The 20,315-nt window shown below is 69.1% G+C and carries 13 protein-coding genes and 1 pseudogene; 9 read left to right on the top strand and 5 right to left on the bottom strand.

Annotation, left to right across the window (positions count from 1 at the left end; translation table 11 throughout):
* Positions 1-98 precede the first annotated feature (98 nt).
* Positions 99-323: a hypothetical protein gene (locus tag MFF01_RS01715; protein ID WP_238221384.1), complete on the bottom strand. Its 225-nt coding sequence runs from the start codon at positions 321-323 to the stop codon at positions 99-101.
* 92 nt (positions 324-415) lie between these two features.
* On the opposite strand from MFF01_RS01715, the gene MFF01_RS01720 reads away from it, so the two are divergent.
* Positions 416-643 (top strand): hypothetical protein, encoded by a 228-nt coding sequence (locus tag MFF01_RS01720; protein ID WP_238221385.1) that lies wholly within the window; start codon positions 416-418, stop codon positions 641-643.
* Between the two features lie 266 nt (positions 644-909).
* Complete coding sequence (gene katG / locus MFF01_RS01725) at positions 910-3,228, top strand: catalase/peroxidase HPI (protein WP_238221386.1); 2,319 nt, start codon at positions 910-912, stop codon at positions 3,226-3,228.
* A gap of 216 nt (positions 3,229-3,444) precedes the next feature.
* On the opposite strand, the gene MFF01_RS01730 is transcribed toward katG, so the two are convergent.
* Complete coding sequence (locus MFF01_RS01730) at positions 3,445-5,394, bottom strand: methyl-accepting chemotaxis protein (RefSeq protein WP_238221623.1); 1,950 nt, start codon at positions 5,392-5,394, stop codon at positions 3,445-3,447.
* Positions 5,395-6,029: 635 nt separating this feature from the next.
* Here MFF01_RS01730 and MFF01_RS01735 point away from each other — a divergent pair.
* The 3 genes from MFF01_RS01735 (at position 6,030) to MFF01_RS01745 (ending at position 8,615) form a co-directional block, all read left to right on the top strand.
* Positions 6,030-6,269 (top strand): hypothetical protein, encoded by a 240-nt coding sequence (locus MFF01_RS01735; RefSeq protein ID WP_238221387.1) that lies wholly within the window; start codon positions 6,030-6,032, stop codon positions 6,267-6,269.
* Positions 6,270-6,400: 131 nt separating this feature from the next.
* Positions 6,401-6,991: a nitroreductase family protein gene (locus MFF01_RS01740; RefSeq protein WP_238221388.1), complete on the top strand. Its 591-nt coding sequence runs from the start codon at positions 6,401-6,403 to the stop codon at positions 6,989-6,991.
* 7 nt (positions 6,992-6,998) lie between these two features.
* Positions 6,999-8,615 carry an AMP-binding protein gene (locus MFF01_RS01745; protein WP_238221389.1) on the top strand — a complete coding sequence of 539 codons (1,617 nt, stop codon included), beginning with the start codon at positions 6,999-7,001 and terminating at the stop codon, positions 8,613-8,615.
* A 219-nt stretch (positions 8,616-8,834) separates the two neighbouring features.
* Here the strand turns inward: MFF01_RS01745 and MFF01_RS01750 are convergent, their stop codons facing one another.
* Together MFF01_RS01750 and MFF01_RS01755 are read right to left on the bottom strand one after the other, a co-directional pair.
* Positions 8,835-9,104, bottom strand: a complete 270-nt coding sequence (locus MFF01_RS01750; protein ID WP_238221390.1) for a hypothetical protein — start codon at positions 9,102-9,104, stop codon at positions 8,835-8,837.
* Positions 9,105-9,309: 205 nt separating this feature from the next.
* A complete protein-coding gene (locus MFF01_RS01755) occupies positions 9,310-10,941 on the bottom strand; it encodes a porin (RefSeq protein ID WP_238221391.1) in 1,632 nt (543 codons plus the stop codon).
* A gap of 486 nt (positions 10,942-11,427) precedes the next feature.
* Here MFF01_RS01755 and ahcY point away from each other — a divergent pair, with 486 nt between their 5' ends.
* Complete coding sequence (gene ahcY / locus MFF01_RS01760; RefSeq protein WP_238221392.1) at positions 11,428-12,828, top strand: adenosylhomocysteinase; 1,401 nt, start codon at positions 11,428-11,430, stop codon at positions 12,826-12,828.
* A 303-nt stretch (positions 12,829-13,131) separates the two neighbouring features.
* Here ahcY and MFF01_RS22005 read toward each other — a convergent pair.
* Positions 13,132-14,823, bottom strand: a pseudogene (locus tag MFF01_RS22005) (methyl-accepting chemotaxis protein).
* A gap of 389 nt (positions 14,824-15,212) precedes the next feature.
* Here MFF01_RS22005 and MFF01_RS01775 point away from each other — a divergent pair.
* From MFF01_RS01775 to MFF01_RS01785, 3 genes are all read left to right on the top strand, one after another.
* Positions 15,213-17,702 (top strand): sensor histidine kinase, encoded by a 2,490-nt coding sequence (locus MFF01_RS01775; RefSeq protein ID WP_238221393.1) that lies wholly within the window; start codon positions 15,213-15,215, stop codon positions 17,700-17,702.
* 159 nt (positions 17,703-17,861) lie between these two features.
* Positions 17,862-19,391: a tRNA (adenosine(37)-N6)-threonylcarbamoyltransferase complex ATPase subunit type 1 TsaE gene (gene tsaE / locus MFF01_RS01780; protein ID WP_238221626.1), complete on the top strand. Its 1,530-nt coding sequence runs from the start codon at positions 17,862-17,864 to the stop codon at positions 19,389-19,391.
* A 59-nt stretch (positions 19,392-19,450) separates the two neighbouring features.
* The gene (locus MFF01_RS01785; protein ID WP_238221394.1) at positions 19,451-20,188 is read left to right on the top strand and encodes a nucleotidyltransferase family protein; all 738 of its coding nucleotides are present in this window, start codon (positions 19,451-19,453) and stop codon (positions 20,186-20,188) included.
* Positions 20,189-20,315: the final 127 nt, after the last annotated feature.

Here is a 20,315-nt window from a genome sequence, read left to right on the forward strand (position 1 = left end):
CCTTCCAGGAGAGGGGGCCTGTCGCGCCAAGCAGATCCGAGGTGATCTCCCGGAGACGATATCGCGCGCCCGGTTACGAACGGGCTCGGGCGAAACGCTCAGCGCCCCGGAATGTCGCGCGGCGGCCGCAGATCCGCCCCCGCCGGCCGTGCCCGGCGCGACCGGGGCCGGGCGGCCTCGGGCGGACGCGAAGGATAGTTCGAGGCGAACGGATTGGGCGGCACGCCGTCCGTCCCCGGTATGCGGGGGCGGCCCTGAGCCATGACCGGCGCCGCGAGGAGCGCGAGGGCGAGACCGCACAGGGCAGTGTGGATGGGACGCATGGGCGGAGACCTTCGGGACAGAGCACCTTGGAGCCCATAGCCCGCCCGCCCATATGCGGCGAGGCTCGAATGGCGGGCCAGGGAGAGGCGGCATGGAGCCCTACACCTTCGTGCAGGACGACGTGACCTACGAGGTCCGTTTCACGCGCGGGCCCGAGGCCTGGATCGCGGCGATCCACCGGGCCGGCGAGGCCACGGCCCAGATCGTCGCCTTCCCGCATGGGCGCGGCTACGACCCCGACGACGTGCGCGGCTCCCTCATCGCCGGCTGCGAGGCCATGGTGCCGAACCTCCCCTGGGCCGGAATCACCCGGCACTGATCGGCCGCGACGCCGAGCGAACGCGGGCGGCAAAAAGGCGCATCGTCGTCCCTTTCCGTACGCTCGCGCCGGCCCATTTGCCGTCGAGCTTCCCGCAGTTTCCGCTGCGGCGCGGTATGATCGCTCCCGCTCGCCGGGATTCCGAGGCCTGTGCCGATCGGCCGGGATCCTCGCGCGCGATCCACCGCGCCGCACGAGGCGTGACGGGAGGGCGGCCGAGGCCCCGGTCCGGCCGCCCTGATCTTCGAGAATCCGAGGGGACATCCGTGAGCGAGACGATCGACAAGACCAACACCGAATCCTTCAAGATGGAGGGACGCTGCCCGTTCGGCGGCGACCGCATCGGCGGCGCCCATGGCAACCGCCCGACCCTGGACAACTGGTATCCCCACCGCCTGCGGGTCGAGGTGCTGCACCAGAACGGCCTGAGCGCCGATCCCCTCGGCGCCGATTTCGACTACGCCGCCGCCTTCAACGCCATCGACCTCGACGCGCTGAAGAGCGACATCAAGGGGTTCCTCACCACCTCGGTGGCGTGGTGGCCGTCCGATTACGGCAATTACGGCCCGCAGATGATCCGCATGGCCTGGCACTCGGCCGGGACCTACCGCATCGCCGACGGGCGCGGCGGCGCCGGTACCGGAATGCAGCGCTTCGCCCCGATCTCGAGCTGGTGGGACAACGGCAACACCGACAAGTCGCGCCGCCTGCTGCAGCCGATCAAGCACAAGTACGGCAACGGCCTGTCCTGGGCCGACCTCATGGTGCTGACGGGCAACTGCGCCCTCGAGATCATGGGCCTGCCGACCTACGGCTTCGCCGGCGGACGCCTCGATGCCTGGGAGGCGGACAACGCCACCTATTGGGGGCCTGAGGTGGTCGAGATGGGCACGCTGTCCGACTTCGAGAAGATGACGGGGCGCGACAAGCGCTGGCGGGGCAAGAACGGCGACGCCGACTACGACCTCGAGAACCCGCTGGCCGCCTCGCACCAGGCCCTGATCTACGTCAACCCGGAGGGCGCCTACGGAGACGGCGATCCCGTCGGCTCGGCCCGCGACATCCGCATCACCTTCACCCGCATGGCCATGAACGACGAGGAGACGGTGGCGCTCATCGCCGGCGGCCACGCCTTCGGCAAGAGCCACGGCATGACGCCGTCGAAGGAGATCGGGCCGCCGCCCGAGATGGCCCCCATGGAGGCCATGGGGCTGGGCTGGCACAACCCGCGCGGCACCGGTCACGGCAAGGACACGATGACCAACGGCATCGAGGGCAGCTGGACCCCCGATCCGACGCAATGGGACAACAGCTACCTCGAGAACCTGTTCAAGTTCGAATGGGTGCAGACGAAGAGCCCGGCCGGCTCGGTGCAGTGGACGCCCAAGGACCCGGACGCCCCGAAGACCCCCGACGCCCATGTCGAGGGGTTGATGCACCCCCTGATGATGATGACCACGGACATCGCCCTCAAGGTCGATCCCGAATACCGCAAGGTCTGCGAGAAGTTCTTGGGCGACTTCGACGCCTTCACCCAGGCGTTCTCCAAGGCGTGGTACAAGCTCACCCACCGCGACATGGGCCCGAAGCACCGCTACCTCGGCCCGGAGGTGACCCTGGAGGACGGCCTGCTGTGGCAGGACCCGATCCCCGACGCCGCTTACGCGCCCATCGGCGAGGCGGAAATCGCGGCCCTCAAGCAGGCGATTTCGGCGACGGGCCTGTCGGTCTCGGATCTCGCCTTCGCGGCGTTCTCGGCGGCGGCGACCTACCGCGACAGCGACAAGCGCGGCGGCGCCAATGGCGGGCGCCTCGCCCTGGCGCCGCAGAAGGACTGGGCCGTCAACCGCCGGGCCGCGCCCGTGGTCGAGGCCCTGCGCGGCGTGATGGCGGAGTTCAACGGTGCGCGTGGCGACGGCAAGGCCGTGTCGCTCGCCGACCTCATCGTGCTCGGCGGCTGCGTCGCCGTGGAGAAGGCGGCCAGCGCGGCCGGCACCGCCGTCACGGTGCCGTTCACGCCCGGCCGGGTCGACACCACCCAGGAGCTGACCGACATCGAGATGTTCACGTGGCTGAAACCCGTCGTCGACGGGTTCCGCAACTACGTCGACGACGGGTACGGCCAGATCGCGCCGAGCCTCTCGCCGGAGGAGCTGTTCCTCGACCGGGCCAACCTCATGACCCTCACCGCCCCCGAATGGGTGGTGCTCACGGGCGGCCTGCGGGCGCTCAACGCCAACCACGACGGCTCGGACACGGGCGTGTTCACCGACCGCGTCGGCGTGCTGACGACGGACTTCTTCCGGGCGCTGACCGACACGGACCTCGTCTGGGAGAAGGCCGACCCCGAGGCCATGCGGTTCGTCCTCAAGGACCGCGCCAGCGGCGCGGTGCGCTTCCACGCCTCGCGCAACGACCTCGTGTTCGGCGCCAACGCGCAGCTGCGCTCGCTTGCCGACGTCTATGCCGGCAGCGACGGGCAAGCGCGGTTCGTCACGGACTTCGTCCGGGTCTGGGACAAGGTGATGATGCTCGACCGCTACGACGTGAAGGGCCACCGGCGTTACGGGCCGATGGCAGCCTGATCGCCCCCGAGGCCGGGCATCGCAACACTCCGTTCGACCGTTTCGGGTCGAACGGGTGCGACGGGCTCCTCTCCCGTCAGGGGAGGGGCCCGCGTTCCGACGCGTCACCAAGCCGATCCAGAAGACCGCATCACCCATCCCCCGAAGGGGCCGGCCATACCGGGCGCGGCACAGGCGTGACGGCCGGGCTCGGCTACGACCGGAACCCGGTTCCCCTCACGCCGCCTGGATGTCGCGCAGGAAGGCGTCGACGTCCTGCTTGACGCGCAGGGACTGCGCCGCGAGTTCGCCTGCCGCCCCCAGCACCTGGGTCGCGGCACTGCCGGTCTCGCCCGCTGAGGACAGAACCCGCGCGACGTTGGCCGACACGTCCTGCGTGCCGCGCGCCGCCTCGCCGGCGTTGCGTGCGATCTCCCCCGTCGCGGCCGTCTGCTCGACCACGGTCGAGGCGATCATGTTGGCGATCTCGTTGATCGAAGCGATGGTCCGGCCGACCCCCTGGATCGCCTCCGTCGCCCGACCCGTCGCCCCCTGGATGGCGGCGATCTGGCCACCGATCTCCTCCGTCGCCCGAGCCGTCTGCCCGGCCAGTTCCTTGACCTCGGCGGCCACCACCGCGAAGCCACGGCCCGCATCCCCGGCGCGCGCCGCTTCGATGGTGGCATTCAGGGCGAGCAGGTTGGTCTGGGCGGCGATCGACGAGATCGTGGTGACCGCCGCCCCGATCTGATCGGCGGCCGACCCCAGGGCCGCCATGGCGGTGCCCGTCGCCGCCGCCTCGTTCGCCGCGATGACCGCGACCTCGTTGGAGCGGATCACCTGCCGTTCGATCTCTTGCAGCGAGGACACCATCTCCTCGGCCGCCGCCGCCACCGTCTGGACGTTGACCGATGTCTCCTCGGCGGCCGCGCTCGAGGCCAGGGCCTGACTGTTGGTGCTGTCGGCCACGCCGGTCATCGAACGGGCCGTGGTATCCAGCGCGGTGGCCGCCCCGGTGACGATCTCCAATGAACTGGCGACCTGCCGCTGGAACGATTTGATCAGGGCGTCGACACGATCGGCCCGGCGCTGACGCGCCGACTGCTCGGTGACCTGGGCGTTTTCCAGCTCGACCCGTGCGAGGGCGTTCTGGCGAAACACCTCGACGGCCTGAGCCATCTCGCCCATCTCGTCGCGCGCCGCCCGCGAGGGCACCTCCACGGCATTGTCGCCGGACGCCAGGCGCTTCATGGCCGCCGTCATGCCGGCGATGGGCGCGATGATGCCCCGGGCCAGGAGGACGGCCAGCCCACCACCGATGGCGAGCGCGAGGGCGACGAGGGTCATCTGAACGAGCCGAGCGTTCGCGACGGACGCGGTCGTGGCTTCGGTGATCTCGTCGACGGCCCGCTTGATCGTCTCACGCATCCGTGTCGCGGACCGCGCGATGGCATCGGTGTGCGGCTTGATGCCGGTCTCGATGGCCTTGTTCGACACCGCCAGCGCCGCGACCGTGGCGTGGAAATTCGTCGAGTAGGCAGCGAGCGCGGCATCGACGGCGTTGATCGACGCCAGGAACGGGGCGCTGCCGTCGGTGGTTCTCAGGGCCTTGGAGGCCGCCTCGGCCTTTGCGACGTTCGTCGCGAACGTGGCGGGCCCCTTCGGATCGAAGGTGGCCAGGAAGCGCCAATTGGCAACGCGGACCAGCAGCATGGCGCTTTCGACGCTCTGCGCCCGGCTGAGCGTCGATTCATCGGCCCGCGCCCGGACCTCGGCCACCAGAGCGGCCGTCGCGCGCGTGAGGTCGTCGCCGCCCGTGAACAGCTTGTCTTTCGATGTCTTCAAGCTTGCGCCGGCCTCTGCCAGGCGTTCGAGTTCCGGCTTCATGGCCCGCGCGCCGTCGCGAATCTCCGCGTAGAACCTGCGGCGCTCGTCCGAGAGGTCGTCCGCGATCAGGGTGTCGCCGATGTGCTCGATCTCGCGCCGGGTCTGCTCCATCGGGGCGATCTGCTCGGCCTTGGGCACGAGACGATACTGCTCGGCGTCGCCCGTCAGCTGAGCCGCCAGGGCATTTTCCATGTAGACCATGCGAGCGATGCTCTCGTACCGACCGCGCGTTTCGTATTGGGCGGCAACGTCGCTGAGCTGATGGTAGGAAATGCCACCGAGGGCAGCTGCCACGACCATGAGGCTGCCGAAGCCAGCGTAAAGGCGAGAGCGGATGCCGAACTGCACGATCAAAACTCCGAAGGCGATGGCTCGATAGCTCGCACAATTTCTTTAACTATCCGTCTCCGTTGCTGATTGCTGGCAGCACCTCATCGTCGTTGGACCAGACGATCACGGTGCGGAGACTCCTAATATTGCCAAATATCTTCCGCTGCGAAATCAATTAAGCTTGGATGCAGGACCAATGCTCGCGGATCGTCGGCCGCAACGAGGGCGTAAAACTGCGATCTGTACGATATCGAACTTCTGGGGCGTCTTCGTGCGATGAGTAAACGCCCATGCGCGTCTCGTTCGCCTCGCCGTCACGGGAAATCGTCGGCGTGGACAAGCAAGGTCCCGGTCATCATGGATCCGGAGCCGTCACCCGGCAGAACGGCGCGAATGCCGGTCATGCCGTGAAGGCCGCATCGGTACGGTTCTCGAAGTGTGTCGAGATCTCGACCAGGACGCGTGGGCGCGGGAAGACCGTCTCGGGGCGATTTGACCCACCCGTGGTTCCGCGGGGGCGCGAACGGACGGGACCAGGGCCCGGATCGGGAACCTCCCGCCCGTCGCGGCGGTTCGCCCCGCACAGTCAACCGAGGACGAAACGCATGTCGGACGTCACCTATCGCATCGTCGAGCACGACGGCGGCTACGCCTACAAGGTCGGCGACGTGTTCTCCGAAACCTTCCCCAGCCACGACGAGGCCCTCCAGGCGGCCCAGGCCGCGGCGGCCGAGCAGCAGGTGCCGGGCTCCACCGAAGGCATCCGCTACCAGGACGGCGCGGGCGCCTGGCACGACGAGACCGCGCAGGGCAACGACCGCCCCGTCGCGAAGGTCGTCGAGTAGGCGTTCTCTCCCGAACGGACGCGAGGCGCGAACGTCGGGACTTGCGACCAAAGGCCGAGGGGGCGGGATTTGCGTACCGCTCCCATCCGGTGCAAGGCGAAAACGGCACGTCCCGCACCCGGAGCCTCACCGTGAATCCGCGTCAGCCCGACCACGACATCGACCCCCTGTTCATCGAGCGCTGGTCCCCCCGCGCCTTCACCGGCGAGGCCGTGCCGGAATCGGAGCTGTTGCGGATGTTCGAGGCCGCGCGCTGGGCGCCGTCCTCCTACAATTCCCAGCCCTGGCGCTTCCTCTATGCCCTGCGCGACACGCCCCACTGGGCGCCGTTCCTCGATCTCCTCGTGCCGGGCAACCAGGCCTGGGCCAAGGATGCCGGGGCGCTGGTCATCCTGGTGTCGAACAAGAACATGAAGGTCGGCGACGTTCTCAAACCCACACCGAGCCATTCCCTCGATACCGGCGCGGCGTCCGCCAACTTCCAGCTCCAGGCCATCCGCCAGGGCTGGCACGTCCACGGCATGGGCGGGTTCGACAAGCCGCGCGCCGCGACCCTCCTCGCGGTGCCGGAAGGCAACCACGTCGAGGCCGCCTACGCCGTCGGCCGCGCCACCCCGCGCGACCAGCTGACGGAGGAGCAGCGCGCCAAGGAGGTGCCGAACGGCCGTCGCCCCATCACCGACTTCGTCCACGCGGGCGGCTTTCCCGGCCACAAGCTCTGAGCCTCCCGTGCTCGCGCCAGCCTCCGACTATGCCGGCCTCGTCGCCGGCTTCGCCTGGGACATCCCCGCCCGCTTCAACATGGGCGTGGCGGTCTGCGATGTCTGGGCGGCGCGCGAGCCCGACCGCGCGGCGATCCAGGAGGTCACGGCGGCGGGCGTGGCCACCACCACCTTCGGGGATCTGAAGGCCGCGTCCGACCGCCTCGCCGCGGCCCTGCGCCAGCGCGGTGTCGGGCCCGGCGACCGGGTGGCGGTGCTGCTGCCGCAATCGGCCGCCGTGGTGGTGGCCCACGCCGCCGCCTACAAGCTCGGGGCCATCGCGCTGCCCCTGGCGGGCCTGTTCGGCCCTGACGCCCTGACCTACCGCCTTGCGGATTCGGGCGCCCGCGCCCTCATCACCGATGCGGCGGGTCTCGCCAAGGTCGCGCCCCTGCGCGCCGGGCTCCCCGCCCTCACCCTGGTGGTGAGCCTCGACGGGGCGGGGGAGGGGGCGCTCGCCTATGCCGACCTCGTGGCGCAGGCCCCCCTCGGGTTCACCCCCGTGGAGACCGGCCCGGACGATCCGGCCCTGATGATCTACACCTCGGGCACCACGGGCCTCGCCAAGGGCGCGCTGCACGGCCACCGGGTGCTCCTCGGCCACATGCCGGGCTTCCTCATGATGCACGATTTCCCGCCCCGGCCCGGCGACCGCATGTGGACGCCCGCCGACTGGGCCTGGGCCGGCGGCCTCCTCAACGCCACCCTGCCGGCCTTGAGCCTCGGCGTGCCCGTGGTGGCGCAACCCTCGGTCCGGTTCGAGCCCGAGGCGGCCCTCAGGCTCATGGCCGAGCACGCCGTCACGGTCGCGTTCCTGCCGCCCACGGCGCTCCGGATGCTGCAGACGGTGCCCGATCCGCGCGGGCGCTTCGATCTCTCGCGCTTGCGCAACATCGCCTCGGCCGGAGAGGCGCTGGGCCCCGAGACCTTCCGGTGGGCGCGCGACAACCTCGGCCTCACCATCGGCGAGGCCTACGGCCAGACCGAGTGCAACCTCGTGCTCGCCGCCTGCCCCTCGGCCGGGGTGGCGCGGGCCGGCTCCACCGGACGGCCCGTGCCGGGCCACCGGGTGATGATCCAGCGCCCCGACGGCACCGAGACCGGGACGGACGAGCCCGGCGAGATCGCCGTCGCCCGCCCCGATCCGGTGATGTTCCTGCGCTACTGGAACCAGCCGGACGCCACGGCCAAAAAATTTCGCGGCGACTGGATGCTGACGGGCGACACGGCGCGGCGCGATGCCGACGGCTACGTTCATTTCGTCGGCCGCGACGACGACCTCATCACCTCGGCGGCCTACCGCATCGGCCCGACCGAGATCGAGGATTGCCTGTGCGGCCACCCCGCCGTGGCGATGGCGGCGGCGGTGGGCCAGCCCGATCCCCTCCGCACCGAGATCGTGAAGGCCTTCGTGGTGCTGCGCGACGGCTTCGCACCCACTGACGCCCTGGCGGCCGAGATCCAGGCCCATGTCCGCACCCGGCTCTCGGCCCACGAGTATCCGCGGGTCCTCGTGTTTCGCGCCTCCCTGCCGATGACCACGTCGGGCAAGATCATCCGGCGGCAGTTGCGCGACGAGGGCTGAACGCAAAAGCGGCCGGACATGGGCCCGGCCGCCAATGAAATCTTGTTCGGTTTGTCGGTTCTTCGCAAATCTTCGCCGATAAACAGGGGAAAGACTTAGTGAAATTTTCTCAGAACTTGAAGATCGTATCGACCGAACCGGCCAGGGTGAAGGCGAGCCCCAGGGCGAACACGCCAATCATCCCGTAGGAGAATGCCTTGAGCATCGGGGTGATCCCGCTCAGCAGGCCGAGCCGCCGGAGGTCTGGCCGTATTGCGGCACTGGGCGCGTCTGCTGGTTGGCATTGCCCTCGGCGGCCGAGTTCATCGGACAGCCGAACGGGTTCGGGCCCGTCTCGTCCATCAGGATGACGGGTGCCTCGGCGTCGCTGGGCATCAGGCCCATGTAACGGGCCTGACCTTCGATCCGGCCGTCGAAGGCCAGGGCCGGCGTCAGGGCGGCGGCACCCAGTGCAACGGCGGTGACGAGGGCGGACAAGCGCGTCTTCATTTGAATTGCAAGCTCCGGTTCAAGAACAGACCCGATGTCCGCCTCAATGATGCTTGCACAACCTATGGAACGAATATCGGTTCCCGGGGGAATGTGCTGGATCGCATGGAAGACGAACTTGCAGAGAATGTCGCACGTAAAGTGTATTCAAGTCACGGCGCCGTGAGCGCCGGGAAGGATTGGCCGGCGACAAGAAGAGGCGGTCTCAGAAATCCCGCTGCACCCGCGCCCGAATCTGAACGGCGTCGACGCTGGTCACGGTGGCGACCGGATTGGCCGGATCGTTCACGTAGGCGGCGGTCTGCGTCGGATATCGGCTGAGGTCGAGGACACGACCCTCCTGCATGCCGTAGCGGGTGTAGATGGCCTCGACGCCGATATCGAACTCCTTGACGGGCGACCAGATGAGGTTGGCACCGATGAGGAAGCGGTAGGAATCACGCAGCACCTGGCTCAGCTCGAAGAACCGGGTGCCGGGCGTGCCCGGCCCGGTGCCGGTGAGGCTGAAATGCAGTCCTTGCGCCACCCGCGCGCCGGGGGCGAAGGTCATGCGGCCGTAGGAGCCGAACACTGCCGAGCGGACGGAGGGCGTCCAGTAATGCAGCAGGGCCGCCGTGGCGGAGAAGCTCGTCGAGAGTTCGAGGCGATTGGTGAGGGGGTTCAGCACCGCGTCGTTGAGGAATTGCTGGAAGGCCGCGCCCTGGATCGCCGTCGCGGACTGGGCATAGGGGCCGACATAGGCCGGCAGCCCGGTATAGAGCGCCGTGCCCTCGCCGTAGGCGCCCTGGAGGTAGAACGTGTCCCCCGGTGCCAGGGCCGGCAGATTCACCTTCACGCCGCCCTGCACGGCCCAGCCATAGGCCGAGGGCGCGCGCCCCATGTCGCGGTTGTTGGCGAGGGTGGTCGGTTGCCCGAGATTCGTGCCGATGAACGCGTCGCTGCCGAGGGTGCCGGGGCTGATCTCGTGAAGGGCGGCCGACCCTTGCGCCGAGCCCCAGCTGCCGTCGTAGCGCAGCACCCCGACGAGGTCGGGCACACGGCTGCGCTGGGCGGCATCGACGAAGCCGATGCCCGTCGGCGTCCCGTCGGCGGCGTATCCGATGAACAGCGGCGCCACCGGCCGCAGGGCCGGTCCACCGTCGAGGTTCGGCGCCAGGGGCCGAACGGTCTGCGAAGAATAGACCGCCGTCTGCCGAAAATTCGGATCCTCCACCGAGACGGTGGCGGACAGCCCCTTGCCGAGGCTGGCGGTGTAGGCGGCCAGATTCGTCGAGGCGACGTCCGAGCCCATGGAGGCGACGATGAACTCGAAATCGTGGGCGTAGAAATCGAAGAACGACGAGGCCCGGCCGGCGGTGAGGCCGGCGAATTGCACGAAGGCCTTGTCCAGGGTCATCTGCTGCTGCACCCGGCCGGCGCTATCGATTCCGGTGGCCGGGAAGGTGTTGCCGATGCGGTTGAGCGCCCCGGCATGCATGGTCGCGAACCCCGTCCGGCTGCCCATGTCGATGCGGGTGAAGCCGCGCAACACGCCGTAATCCGTCTGGGTCCGGGCGTCGAAGTTCAGGCGGGCGCGGCTCTGGTAGCCGCTGATGTCGCCGGCGCCGGTGCGGCTGTAGGCGTTCTGATAGGCGTATTCGAACCGTGCCCGGCCCGACACCCGCAGGCAGGTGTCCGTCCCCGGGATCGTGAAGAAGCCCTTGCCGTAGGGGGTGCAGACCCGGACGTATCCGTCCGAGGCCTTCTTCCTGTGCTCCCCGGGCTCGTCCGCCGCCTCGACCGGAACCCCGAACAGCCCCACCATGCCCGCGATCAGGCCAGTCCGTCCCCGCATCATGCCCCATCCCGTGGCGTCCAACCCGAGAAGGGTCACTGTTTGGGCGCGCCCGCCACTGAGAAGAGCGTTGGCTTCGAGGGGCGCGCGTCTTGGTTATAGCCTTAGGGACGTTCTCCGGGCGGGGCAATCCAGATCGGGGAGGACCGAGTTTCGAAAAACGGATGACTTAGGGAAGATCATCCCTCTCATCATGAAACACTATCGTCGGGGATTAGGCTCGCTTCGTAAACGTGTGGCGCGGATGCGCCGGTCTCGATTGTGCCTAGCCTTGGGTCGATCGCTGCGGCCGCCCGAACGGACGGGGGCACCCGGAGGTCTGGTTCGAGGCGTGGGACCGGGTCCGAAGCCCGTAGGGGTCCACGACGCCCGCATGCGCCGTGGGGTAGGTCGCGGGTCGCATAAAGACATCTTTATGTCTTGATTGCCTCGCGTCCCGTCGCCTGCTATAGCCCCGGCCAACACGCAGCAGAGAGACACGGAGCTCCCATGGCCCAGGATTACATCGTCAAGGACATCGCGCTCGCCGAGTACGGCCGCAAGGAGATCTCCATCGCCGAGACGGAGATGCCCGGCCTGATGGCGACGCGCGAGGAGTACGGTCCGTCGCAGCCCCTCAAGGGCGCGAAGATCGCCGGCTCGCTGCACATGACGATCCAGACGGCCGTGCTCATCGAGACCCTCAAGGCGCTCGGCGCCGACATCCGCTGGGTGTCGTGCAACATCTACTCGACGCAGGACCACGCCGCCGCCGCCATCGCGGCCGCCGGCATCCCGGTCTTTGCCATCAAGGGCGAGACCCTGGAGGAGTACTGGGACTACACGTCGAAGCTGTTCGACTGGCATGACGGCGGCATGCCGAACATGATCCTCGACGACGGCGGCGACGCCACCATGTTCGTGCATTTGGGCCTGCGCGCCGAGAACGGCGACACCGCCTTCCTCGACAAGCCTGAGTCGGAGGAGGAGGAGATCTTCTTCGCTCTCCTGAAGAAGAAGCTCGCCGAGAAGCCGAAGGGCTGGTTCGCGGGTCTCGCCGAGTCGATCAAGGGCGTCTCGGAGGAGACCACCACGGGCGTGCACCGCCTCTACAACCTCGCCAAGGAGGGCAAGCTGCTCTTCCCGGCCATCAACGTGAACGACGCCGTCACCAAGTCGAAGTTCGACAACCTCTACGGCTGCCGTGAATCGCTCGTCGACGGCATCCGCCGCGGCACCGACGTGATGATGGCCGGCAAGGTCGCCATGGTCGCGGGCTTCGGCGATGTCGGCAAGGGCTCGGCCTCCAGCCTGCGCCATGCCGGCTGCCGCGTCCTCGTGTCGGAGGTCGATCCGATCTGCGCCCTCCAGGCCGCCATGGAAGGCTACGAGGTCGTCACCATGGAAGACGCCGCGCCCCGCGCCGACATCTTCGTGACGGCCACCGGCAACAAGGACATCATCACCCTCGATCACATGCGGGCGATGAAGGACCGGGCGATCGTCTGCAACATCGGCCACTTCGACAACGAGATCCAGGTCGCGGGCCTGAAGAACCTCCAGTGGTCCAACATCAAGCCGCAGGTGGATGAGATCACCTTCCCCGACGGCCACCGCATCATCCTCCTGTCGGAGGGGCGTCTCGTGAACCTCGGCAACGCCACGGGCCATCCGTCCTTCGTGATGTCGGCCTCGTTCACGAACCAGACGCTGGCCCAGATCGAACTCTGGACCAACCCGGGCAAGTACGAGCGTCAGGTCTACACCCTGCCCAAGGCCCTCGACGAGAAGGTGGCGCTGCTCCACCTCGAGAAGATCGGCGTGAAGCTCTCGAAGCTGCGCCCCGACCAGGCCGCCTATATCGGCGTCTCCGAGAACGGCCCGTTCAAGCCCGACCACTACCGCTACTGACACGATCCCATCGATCGCCCCGGATCGCATTCAGGCTACCGTCTTCATGCATTGCGCGGGCGGCGCGGCTCCCCTCTCCTTTCAGGAAGGGGGCTTGTCATGCCCGACGCAGGCACGTCGAGGCGCGCGAAAGCGACCTCGGGGGAAGATGAGGAACGCGGCCGCCGTCCGAGAGGGGGGCACTGGCCGGAGGCGAAGGTGCCCTCGCGCAATCGCCCCCCGAAACGAGAAAAAGGCCCGGCCAGAATCTGGCCGGGCCTTTTCGTTTGATCGGACCGGGATCGCGCGATCCCGGTGGTGGCTTCAGGCCGCCCGGACGGTGTTGAGGAAGCGGGTCATCTCGGCGCCGAGCCGCTCCGACTGGGCCGACAGTTCCGTAGCGAGCGACAGGACCTGCGTCGCGGCGGCCCCGGTTTCGCCGGTGGAGCTGGCGACGCCCGCGATGTTGGTGGTCACCCGCTCCGTGCCGGCCGCGGCCTCGGCCACATTGCGGCCGATCTCCTGGGTCGCCGCCCCCTGCTCTTCGACGGCCGCCGCGATGGAGGCGGCCCGGTTGTTCAACTCCGTGATCCGGCCGGTGATCGTGCCGATCGCCGTCACGGCCTGACCCGTCGAGCCCTGGATCTGGTTGATCTGCGTCACGATCTCGTCCGTGGCGCGGGCCGTCTGGTTGGCCAGTTCCTTCACCTCGGCGGCGACGACGGCGAAGCCCCGTCCGGCTTCGCCGGCCCGGGCGGCTTCGATCGTCGCATTCAGAGCCAGCAGGTTGGTCTGCCCCGCGATCGCCGAGATCATGCCGATGACGTCGCTGATGCGGGCGGCGGCGTCGCTCAGGTTCTGCACCTACGCGGCGGCCTGGGTGGCCTCCGCCACCGCCGTCTGCGCCAGGCTCGACGAGCTCGACACCTGCCGGGCGATTTCCTGGACGGACGATCCGAGTTGCTCGGTGGCCGAGGCCACCGAGGTGACGTTGCCGGAGGCTTCGTTGGCGGCGGCGGCCACACTGTTCGACCGGCGCGCCGTTTCACCGGCGACGGTGGTGAGGCTCTGGGCCGCGTTCTGCAGGTGCGAGGCCGCCGAAGAGACCGTGCTCAGCGCGGTGCCGATGGCGCGTTCGAAGTTGTCGGCCATCGCCCGCATCCCGGCCTTGCGTTGAGCCTCCGCGTCGAGACGGGCGGTCGCCGAGGACGCCTCGATCTCCCGCGACTGGATCAGGCTGTCCCGGAACATGCCCAGGGCACCCACGATCTCGCTGGTCTCGTCACGGCCGCGGGCGGGGGCGATCGGCGCGTCGAGGTTCCCCTGGGCCATGTCCCGCATCCGGGCCACGACGGGGCGTAGCTGGCGGATCGACACGATGTTCCAGGCGGCCAGACCCGCGCCGATGACGAGGGCGACGCCGCAGAACCCGAGCATGAGCGTCTGGAAGTTGGCCGTCACCTGCCGGGTTCCGGCCGTCAGGGCCTGATTCTTGGCTTCCTCCAGGTCGATGAACTGGTTGATTCGCGCCAGCCATTCCACGAAGGCCGGGCGCCCTTCCGCGAGGAGCTGCGCCTTGGCGCCGGCGAGGTCGCCGGCCTGGGACTTCTCGATGATCGCGGCCACCACCGGCATCGTGCGCGCCTCGATGCCCTTGATGCCGTCCAGGATGCGGGCTTCCTCCGTCGAGCCGCCGCCCGCCATCATGGCGTCGAGCTTGACCGCCGAGGCGGCATACTGATCGGCCAGACGCGTGATGGTGGCGAGGTTCTCCCGCAGGTTGTCGGGGCCGGACATGAGGACCACGTCGCGCAGGCTGATGGCCCGGTCATGGACGCTGCCGCGGAAGTTGATGGCATAGCGCTGCTTGACGCTGTTGACGTCGTTCGCCGTCGTCAGGCTCGATTCGATCGAGCGGACTTCGGTGATGGCGAAACCCGTCAGGGCGACCATGAGGGCAATGATGATCGAAAAGCCGGCGATGACGCGACCGCTCAGACCGAAGAAGTAGTTCATTGTAGAAAGCTCCGGCTAGTTTGCCGGTTCTCGAGATGCAATAAAACGTCTTAAGATTTGCCTTATGTTGGTAAATATCATCGGCTCCGTCGGACCGGTGCGCCATCCGCCCAGCTCCGTTCCGACATCGCGATCGGGGTTCGAGTCGCGGCCCGGCCGCGGGTTCGAGCGCCTCCCGGCGGGGACCGGCACTGTGGCTTTTTGGGATCATCCGGTGGCGGACGAGCCGAAAGTGCCGAAGTTAAGCTTAAGCCTCTTCCGGCACGATTCCGCCTCGCGCTAGTGTGGGGGCGATTCCTCAGGTGGGGTGAACCGCTCCGGCCTTTCGGGTTGGCGAGCGGGGAAGGCGCGTTCCGCGCCGCGTCAGGGATTCTTGGGGACGGACCGGAATGAGGGTCGATCGAACGGCGCGCGCCGTGGTGTGCGCCGGTGCTGTCGTCGTCGCAACAGCCGGCGGGCCGGCATCCGCCGCCGGACCGGAGACGTCCGTCTGGGCCATCGGCCTCGGGCCGCACACGCACAACGCCGCCGGCCTCGCGATTCTCATCGGGCTGACGGTGTTCTCGACCATCCTCGCCCTGCTCCACATGCGCGAACGCGCCCGTTGGGGCCACCGCGAGACCGAGCTCACGGCCGAACTCGCCGACCTGCGCGGCGCCCACGACCGCGCCGAGATGCTGCTGAATTCCGAGCGCCAAGTCATCGTCACCTGGACCGGGCGCGGCCCCGGCCTCGTCGAGGGCGATGCCGGCCTCGCCCTCGACGGACGCCGGCCCGCGGCCGACGATCCCGAGCGCCTGCTGCAGTTCGAGGCCTGGCTCCAGCCCTCCGACGCGCGCGACCTCGCCGCCGCCGTCGAGGGCCTGCGCGCCCGGGGTACGGGCTTCCGCCTCAGCCTGCGCACCCAGGATGGCCGCTTCGTCGAGGCGCACGGGCAGGCCCTGACCGGCCGTGCCCTGCTGCGCCTGCGCGAGACCACGGAAGAACGCCGCGAACTCATCGACCTGCGCCTCACCCTCGAGGAGGCGCGACGCGGCCTGTCGGCCCTCGGCGGTCTCCTCGATGCCATTCCCCAGCCCCTGTGGCGGCGCAACCGCGACGGCGCCCTGGCCTGGGTCAACACCGCCTACGTCGCCGCCGTCGAGGCCGAGGGCCGCGAGGCCGCCCTGGGGCTCGAACTCCTCGACCGGCAGGCCCGCGACCTCGTCGCCCGCGGCGACGAGGGGCGCGGCCCGTCCGGCGGGGCCGCCACCCTGCGCCTCTCCGCCGTCGTGGCCGGGGGCCTGCGCATCCTCGACGTGACCGAGAGCGCCGTCGAGACCGGCCGCGTCGGCATCGCCGTCGACGTGTCCGAGCTGGAGAGCGTCCGCGCCGACCTTCAACGCCAGATGGACGCCAACGTCCGCACCCTCGACCAGCTGCCGACGGCGGTGGCTATGTTCGACGCCCGCCAGCGCCTGATCTTTCACAACGCCGCCTATCGCCAGCTCTGGGACCTCGACCAGCCGTTCCTCGAGGGACGGCCCCTCGACGGCGAGATCCTCGACCGCCTGCGCGCTTCGCGAAAGCTGCCCGAGCAGGCCGACTTCAGGTCGTGGAAGGCGGATATCCTCGCCGCCTATCGCGCCGTGGAAGCCCGTGAGGCGTGGTGGTACCTGCCCGATGGGCGGTCGCTGCGCGTCGTCGCCGATCCGAACCCGCAGGGCGGACTGACCTACCTGTTCGACGACGTCTCCGAGAACATGAAGCTCGAATCCCGCTACAACGCCCTGATGCGGGTGCAGGCTGAGACCCTCGACACCCTCAAGGAACCCGTGGCGGTGTTCGGCGCCGATGGTCGCCTCACCTTCGCCAACCGCGCCTTCGCCACCCTGTGGCGCTTGGATGCCGGCACCCTGTCCGAGCGGCCCCGCGTGGACACCGTCATTGAAGCCTGCCGCCACCTGTCGCCGAACGAGGAGCCCTGGCTCGACATCCGCGGGGCCATCACCGGCCTGGAGAGCCGGGCCGGTCTGACCTGTCGCCTGGAGGTGGTCGACGGCACGGTCCTCGATTGCGCCGCCCAGCCGCTGCCGGAGGGCGCCACCCTCCTCACCCTCATCGACGTCACCGCGAGCGTGAACGTTGAGCGGGCGCTCACCGACAAGAACGACGCCCTGGAGCGCACCTCGCAGCTGCGCGACACCTTCGTGAACCATGTCTCCTACGAGCTGCGCTCGCCGCTGACCAACATCATCGGCTTCACCCAGCTGCTCGGCGACGAGACCGTCGGTGCCCTCAACGAGCGCCAGCGCGAGTATTCCGGTCACATCATGCGTTCGTCCGGCGCACTTCTGGTGATGATCAACGACATCCTGGATCTCGCCTCCATCGATGCCGGCTCTCTGGAGCTGTCGCGCGAGGTGGTGGATGTGCGCGCCACCGTCGAGGCGGCGGTGCGCGGCCTTGAGGACCGCCTTGCCGAGGCGGCCATCGCCCTCGACCTCGACCTGCCCGAGGACATCGGCAGCTTCGTCGCCGACGGCAAGCGCGTCCGTCAGATCCTGTTCAACCTGCTCTCCAACGCCGTGGGATTCTCCTCGCCCGGTCAGACCGTCCGGGTCGAGGTCCGACGCAGCGCCACCGAACTCACCCTCGCCGTGGTCGATCACGGCCCCGGCATGCCCGAGGATGTGGCCGCCCGGGTGTTCGACCGGTTCGAGAGCAACACCCTGGGCACCCGCCACCGCGGCGTCGGCCTCGGCCTGTCCATCGTGCGCTCCTTCGTCGAGTTGCATGGCGGGCGCGTCGAACTCGAATCCGCGCCGGGCACCGGCACTCGCGTCACCTGCACCTTTCCCATCACCACGACGAACGCGCGCCGGGCCGCGGCCGAATAGGGAGCCTTCGGCCGTCCCGGGATTTTGATTAAGGATGCACGTCTATGATGGTCGCCATCGTGCGGCCCCGCGACGTCTCGCGGCCACGGTAGGAGTTGGGCGTTGAACGAGGACGGTGCGGATACGCCCCAGCGTGAGGCGAAATCGGCCTGGGAGATCATGCTCCCCGACGAGGGCGCCACCGAGGATCTCGGCCGCTTCCTGGCCGAGCTTCTACAGCCGGGCGACATCGTTGCCCTGTCCGGTGGGCTCGGCGGCGGCAAGACGACGCTCGCCCGCGCCCTCATCCGTGAACTCACCGGCACGCCCGACCTCGACGTGCCGAGCCCGACCTTCACCCTGATCCAGCCCTACGAGGCGGCGAACGGACGCCAGATCGTCCATGCCGACCTCTATCGCCTGCGCAGCCCCGACGAACTCGTCGAACTCGGTTTCGACGAGATGACCGAGGCGGCCATCACCCTGGTGGAATGGCCCGAGCGCTTGGGCCCCCGTGATGGGCCGATCCTCTCCGTCGATCTCTCCCTACGCGCGGAATTCGGCGACGGGGCGCGGTTCGCCCGAATCGACGGCTCCGGCGGCATGGCGGGGCGGCTGAAACGAGCGCGCGCCCTGCGCGTCCTTCTCGTGCGCAGCGGTTGGGACGAGGCGGTGCGCACCCCGATGCAGGGCGACGCCTCCTCGCGCCTCTACGAGCGTCTCGTGAAGCCCGATGGCAGCCGCGCCGTGCTGATGGTCTCGCCCCCCCGCAGCGACGGCCCGGCCGTGCGCAACGGCAAGCCCTACAGCGCCATCGTCAAGCTCGCCGAGAGCGTCCACGCCTTCGTCGGGGTCGATCGCGGCCTGCGCGCCCTGGGGTTCTCGGCGCCACGCATCTACGGCGAGGATCTCGTCGAGGGCCTCCTCATCATCGAGGATCTCGGGTCCGAGCCCGTCGTCGATGCCAACGGACCGCGCCCCGAGCGCTACGCCGAGGCCGTGCGGCTGCTCGCCAAGCTCCACGCCACCGAACTGCCCGGCGTCCTGCCCGTGGCCGACGGGATCGACCACGTCCTCCCGGCCTACGACCTCGAAGCCCTGGTGTTCGAGACCGAGTTGCTGCCCGACTGGTATTGCCCGGCGATCCGGGGCGCGGACCTCGCCGGCCCGGTCCGCTCCGAATTCGTCGCCCTGTGGGCCGAGGTCCTGGGGAGCATCATCCCCGAGCGCCCGACCTGGACCCTGCGCGACTATCATTCCCCGAACCTGATCTGGCTGCCCCAGCGCGAGGGCCTGGAGCGCATCGGTCTCATTGACTTCCAGGATGCGGTGCTCGGCCATCCGGCCTACGACCTCGCCTCCCTGCTCCAGGACGCCCGGGTCGACGCGACCGCCGAGTTCGAACTGCGACTCCTTGGGCTCTATGTCCGCGAGCGCCGCAACCGCGAGCCCGATTTCGACATGCAGGGGTTCGCCCGCGCCTATGCGGTGCTGGCGGCGCAGCGCGCCACGAAGATCCTCGGCATCTTCGCCCGTCTCGACCGGCGGGACGGCAAGTCCGGCTACCTCGCGCATCTCCCGCGCATCGAGGGCTACCTGTCCCGCAACCTCGCCCATCCGGCCCTGACCCGCCTGCGCCTCTGGCACGCCGAGCACCTGCCGGACCTCGTGTCCAAGGCCACGCCCGAGGCGGCGCCCGAGGAAGCCTGACGTCCGTCCCTGCCTACCCTCACGTTCCGCCCAGACGCGTGCCACGAGACATCGCCGGAATGACCGACACGCCCCGCATCACCCACGCCTTCGTCCTTGCCGCGGGCCTCGGCAAGCGCATGCGCCCCATCACCGCGACGGTGCCGAAGCCCCTCGTGGAGGTGGCCGGCCGGGCTCTCCTCGACCACGCCCTCGACAGGGCGGCGGAGGGAGGAATCCGGAAGGCCGTGGTCAACGTCCACTACCTCGCCGACCTCATCGAGGGGCATGTCGGCAAGCGGCGGACGGCGCCCGAGATCGTGGTCTCGGACGAGCGCGGGGAACTGCTGGAGACCGGCGGCGGGGTGAAGAAGGCCCTGCCGCTCCTCGGCGACGATCCGTTCGTGGTCTTCAACGCGGATTCGTTCTGGCTGGAGGGGCCGGATTCGAATCTCGCCCGCCTCGTCACTGCATGGTCGCCCGAGACCATGGACATCCTCCTCCTCGTTGCTCCGACCGCCACGAGCCTCGGCTACGAGGGCGCGGGCGATTTCGTGATGGCGTCGGACGGCCGCCTCGAACGGCGCGGCGAGCGCGAGGTCGCGCCGTTCATCTATGCCGGCGTCGCCATCCTGAAACCGGGCCTGTTCGCCGATACGCCCGAGGGCGCGTTCTCTCTAAACCTGCTGTTCGACCGCGCCATCGCGGCGGACCGCCTGCACGGCCTGCGCCTTGACGGCCAGTGGCTCCACGTTGGGACGCCGGAGGCCATCGTGGCGGCCGAGGCACGGGTGAAGGCTAGCGCGCAGGTATCGTGATCCGGCGTCCGCTCAATCGTGGCGGTGGCTGGGTCGCGAAGTCCGCGCGGCGCTTGCGCGAAGCTGGACTCCGCTCTTGCGAAGGAAGCACACGGCGTTCGGATGAGCGGGGCTTCACGCTGCCGCG

The sequence above is a fragment of the Methylobacterium adhaesivum genome (assembly GCF_022179065.1).
GTDB classification, from domain to species: domain Bacteria; phylum Pseudomonadota; class Alphaproteobacteria; order Rhizobiales; family Beijerinckiaceae; genus Methylobacterium; species Methylobacterium adhaesivum.

What these genes read in the sequence shown, in the direction of transcription:
- MFF01_RS01715 (WP_238221384.1), bottom strand. Translation starts at nt 323, where the DNA reads ATGCGTCCCATCCACACTGCCCTGTGCGGTCTCGCCCTCGCGCTCCTC.
- MFF01_RS01720 (WP_238221385.1), top strand. Translation starts at nt 416, where the DNA reads ATGGAGCCCTACACCTTCGTGCAGGACGACGTGACCTACGAGGTCCGT.
- MFF01_RS01730 (WP_238221623.1), bottom strand. Translation starts at nt 5,394, where the DNA reads ATGGTCGTGGCAGCTGCCCTCGGTGGCATTTCCTACCATCAGCTCAGC.
- MFF01_RS01735 (WP_238221387.1), top strand. Translation starts at nt 6,030, where the DNA reads ATGTCGGACGTCACCTATCGCATCGTCGAGCACGACGGCGGCTACGCC.
- MFF01_RS01750 (WP_238221390.1), bottom strand. Translation starts at nt 9,104, where the DNA reads ATGAAGACGCGCTTGTCCGCCCTCGTCACCGCCGTTGCACTGGGTGCC.
- MFF01_RS01755 (WP_238221391.1), bottom strand. Translation starts at nt 10,941, where the DNA reads ATGATGCGGGGACGGACTGGCCTGATCGCGGGCATGGTGGGGCTGTTC.
- ahcY (WP_238221392.1), top strand. Translation starts at nt 11,428, where the DNA reads ATGGCCCAGGATTACATCGTCAAGGACATCGCGCTCGCCGAGTACGGC.
- MFF01_RS01775 (WP_238221393.1), top strand. Translation starts at nt 15,213, where the DNA reads ATGAGGGTCGATCGAACGGCGCGCGCCGTGGTGTGCGCCGGTGCTGTC.
- tsaE (WP_238221626.1), top strand. Translation starts at nt 17,862, where the DNA reads ATGCTCCCCGACGAGGGCGCCACCGAGGATCTCGGCCGCTTCCTGGCC.
- MFF01_RS01785 (WP_238221394.1), top strand. Translation starts at nt 19,451, where the DNA reads ATGACCGACACGCCCCGCATCACCCACGCCTTCGTCCTTGCCGCGGGC.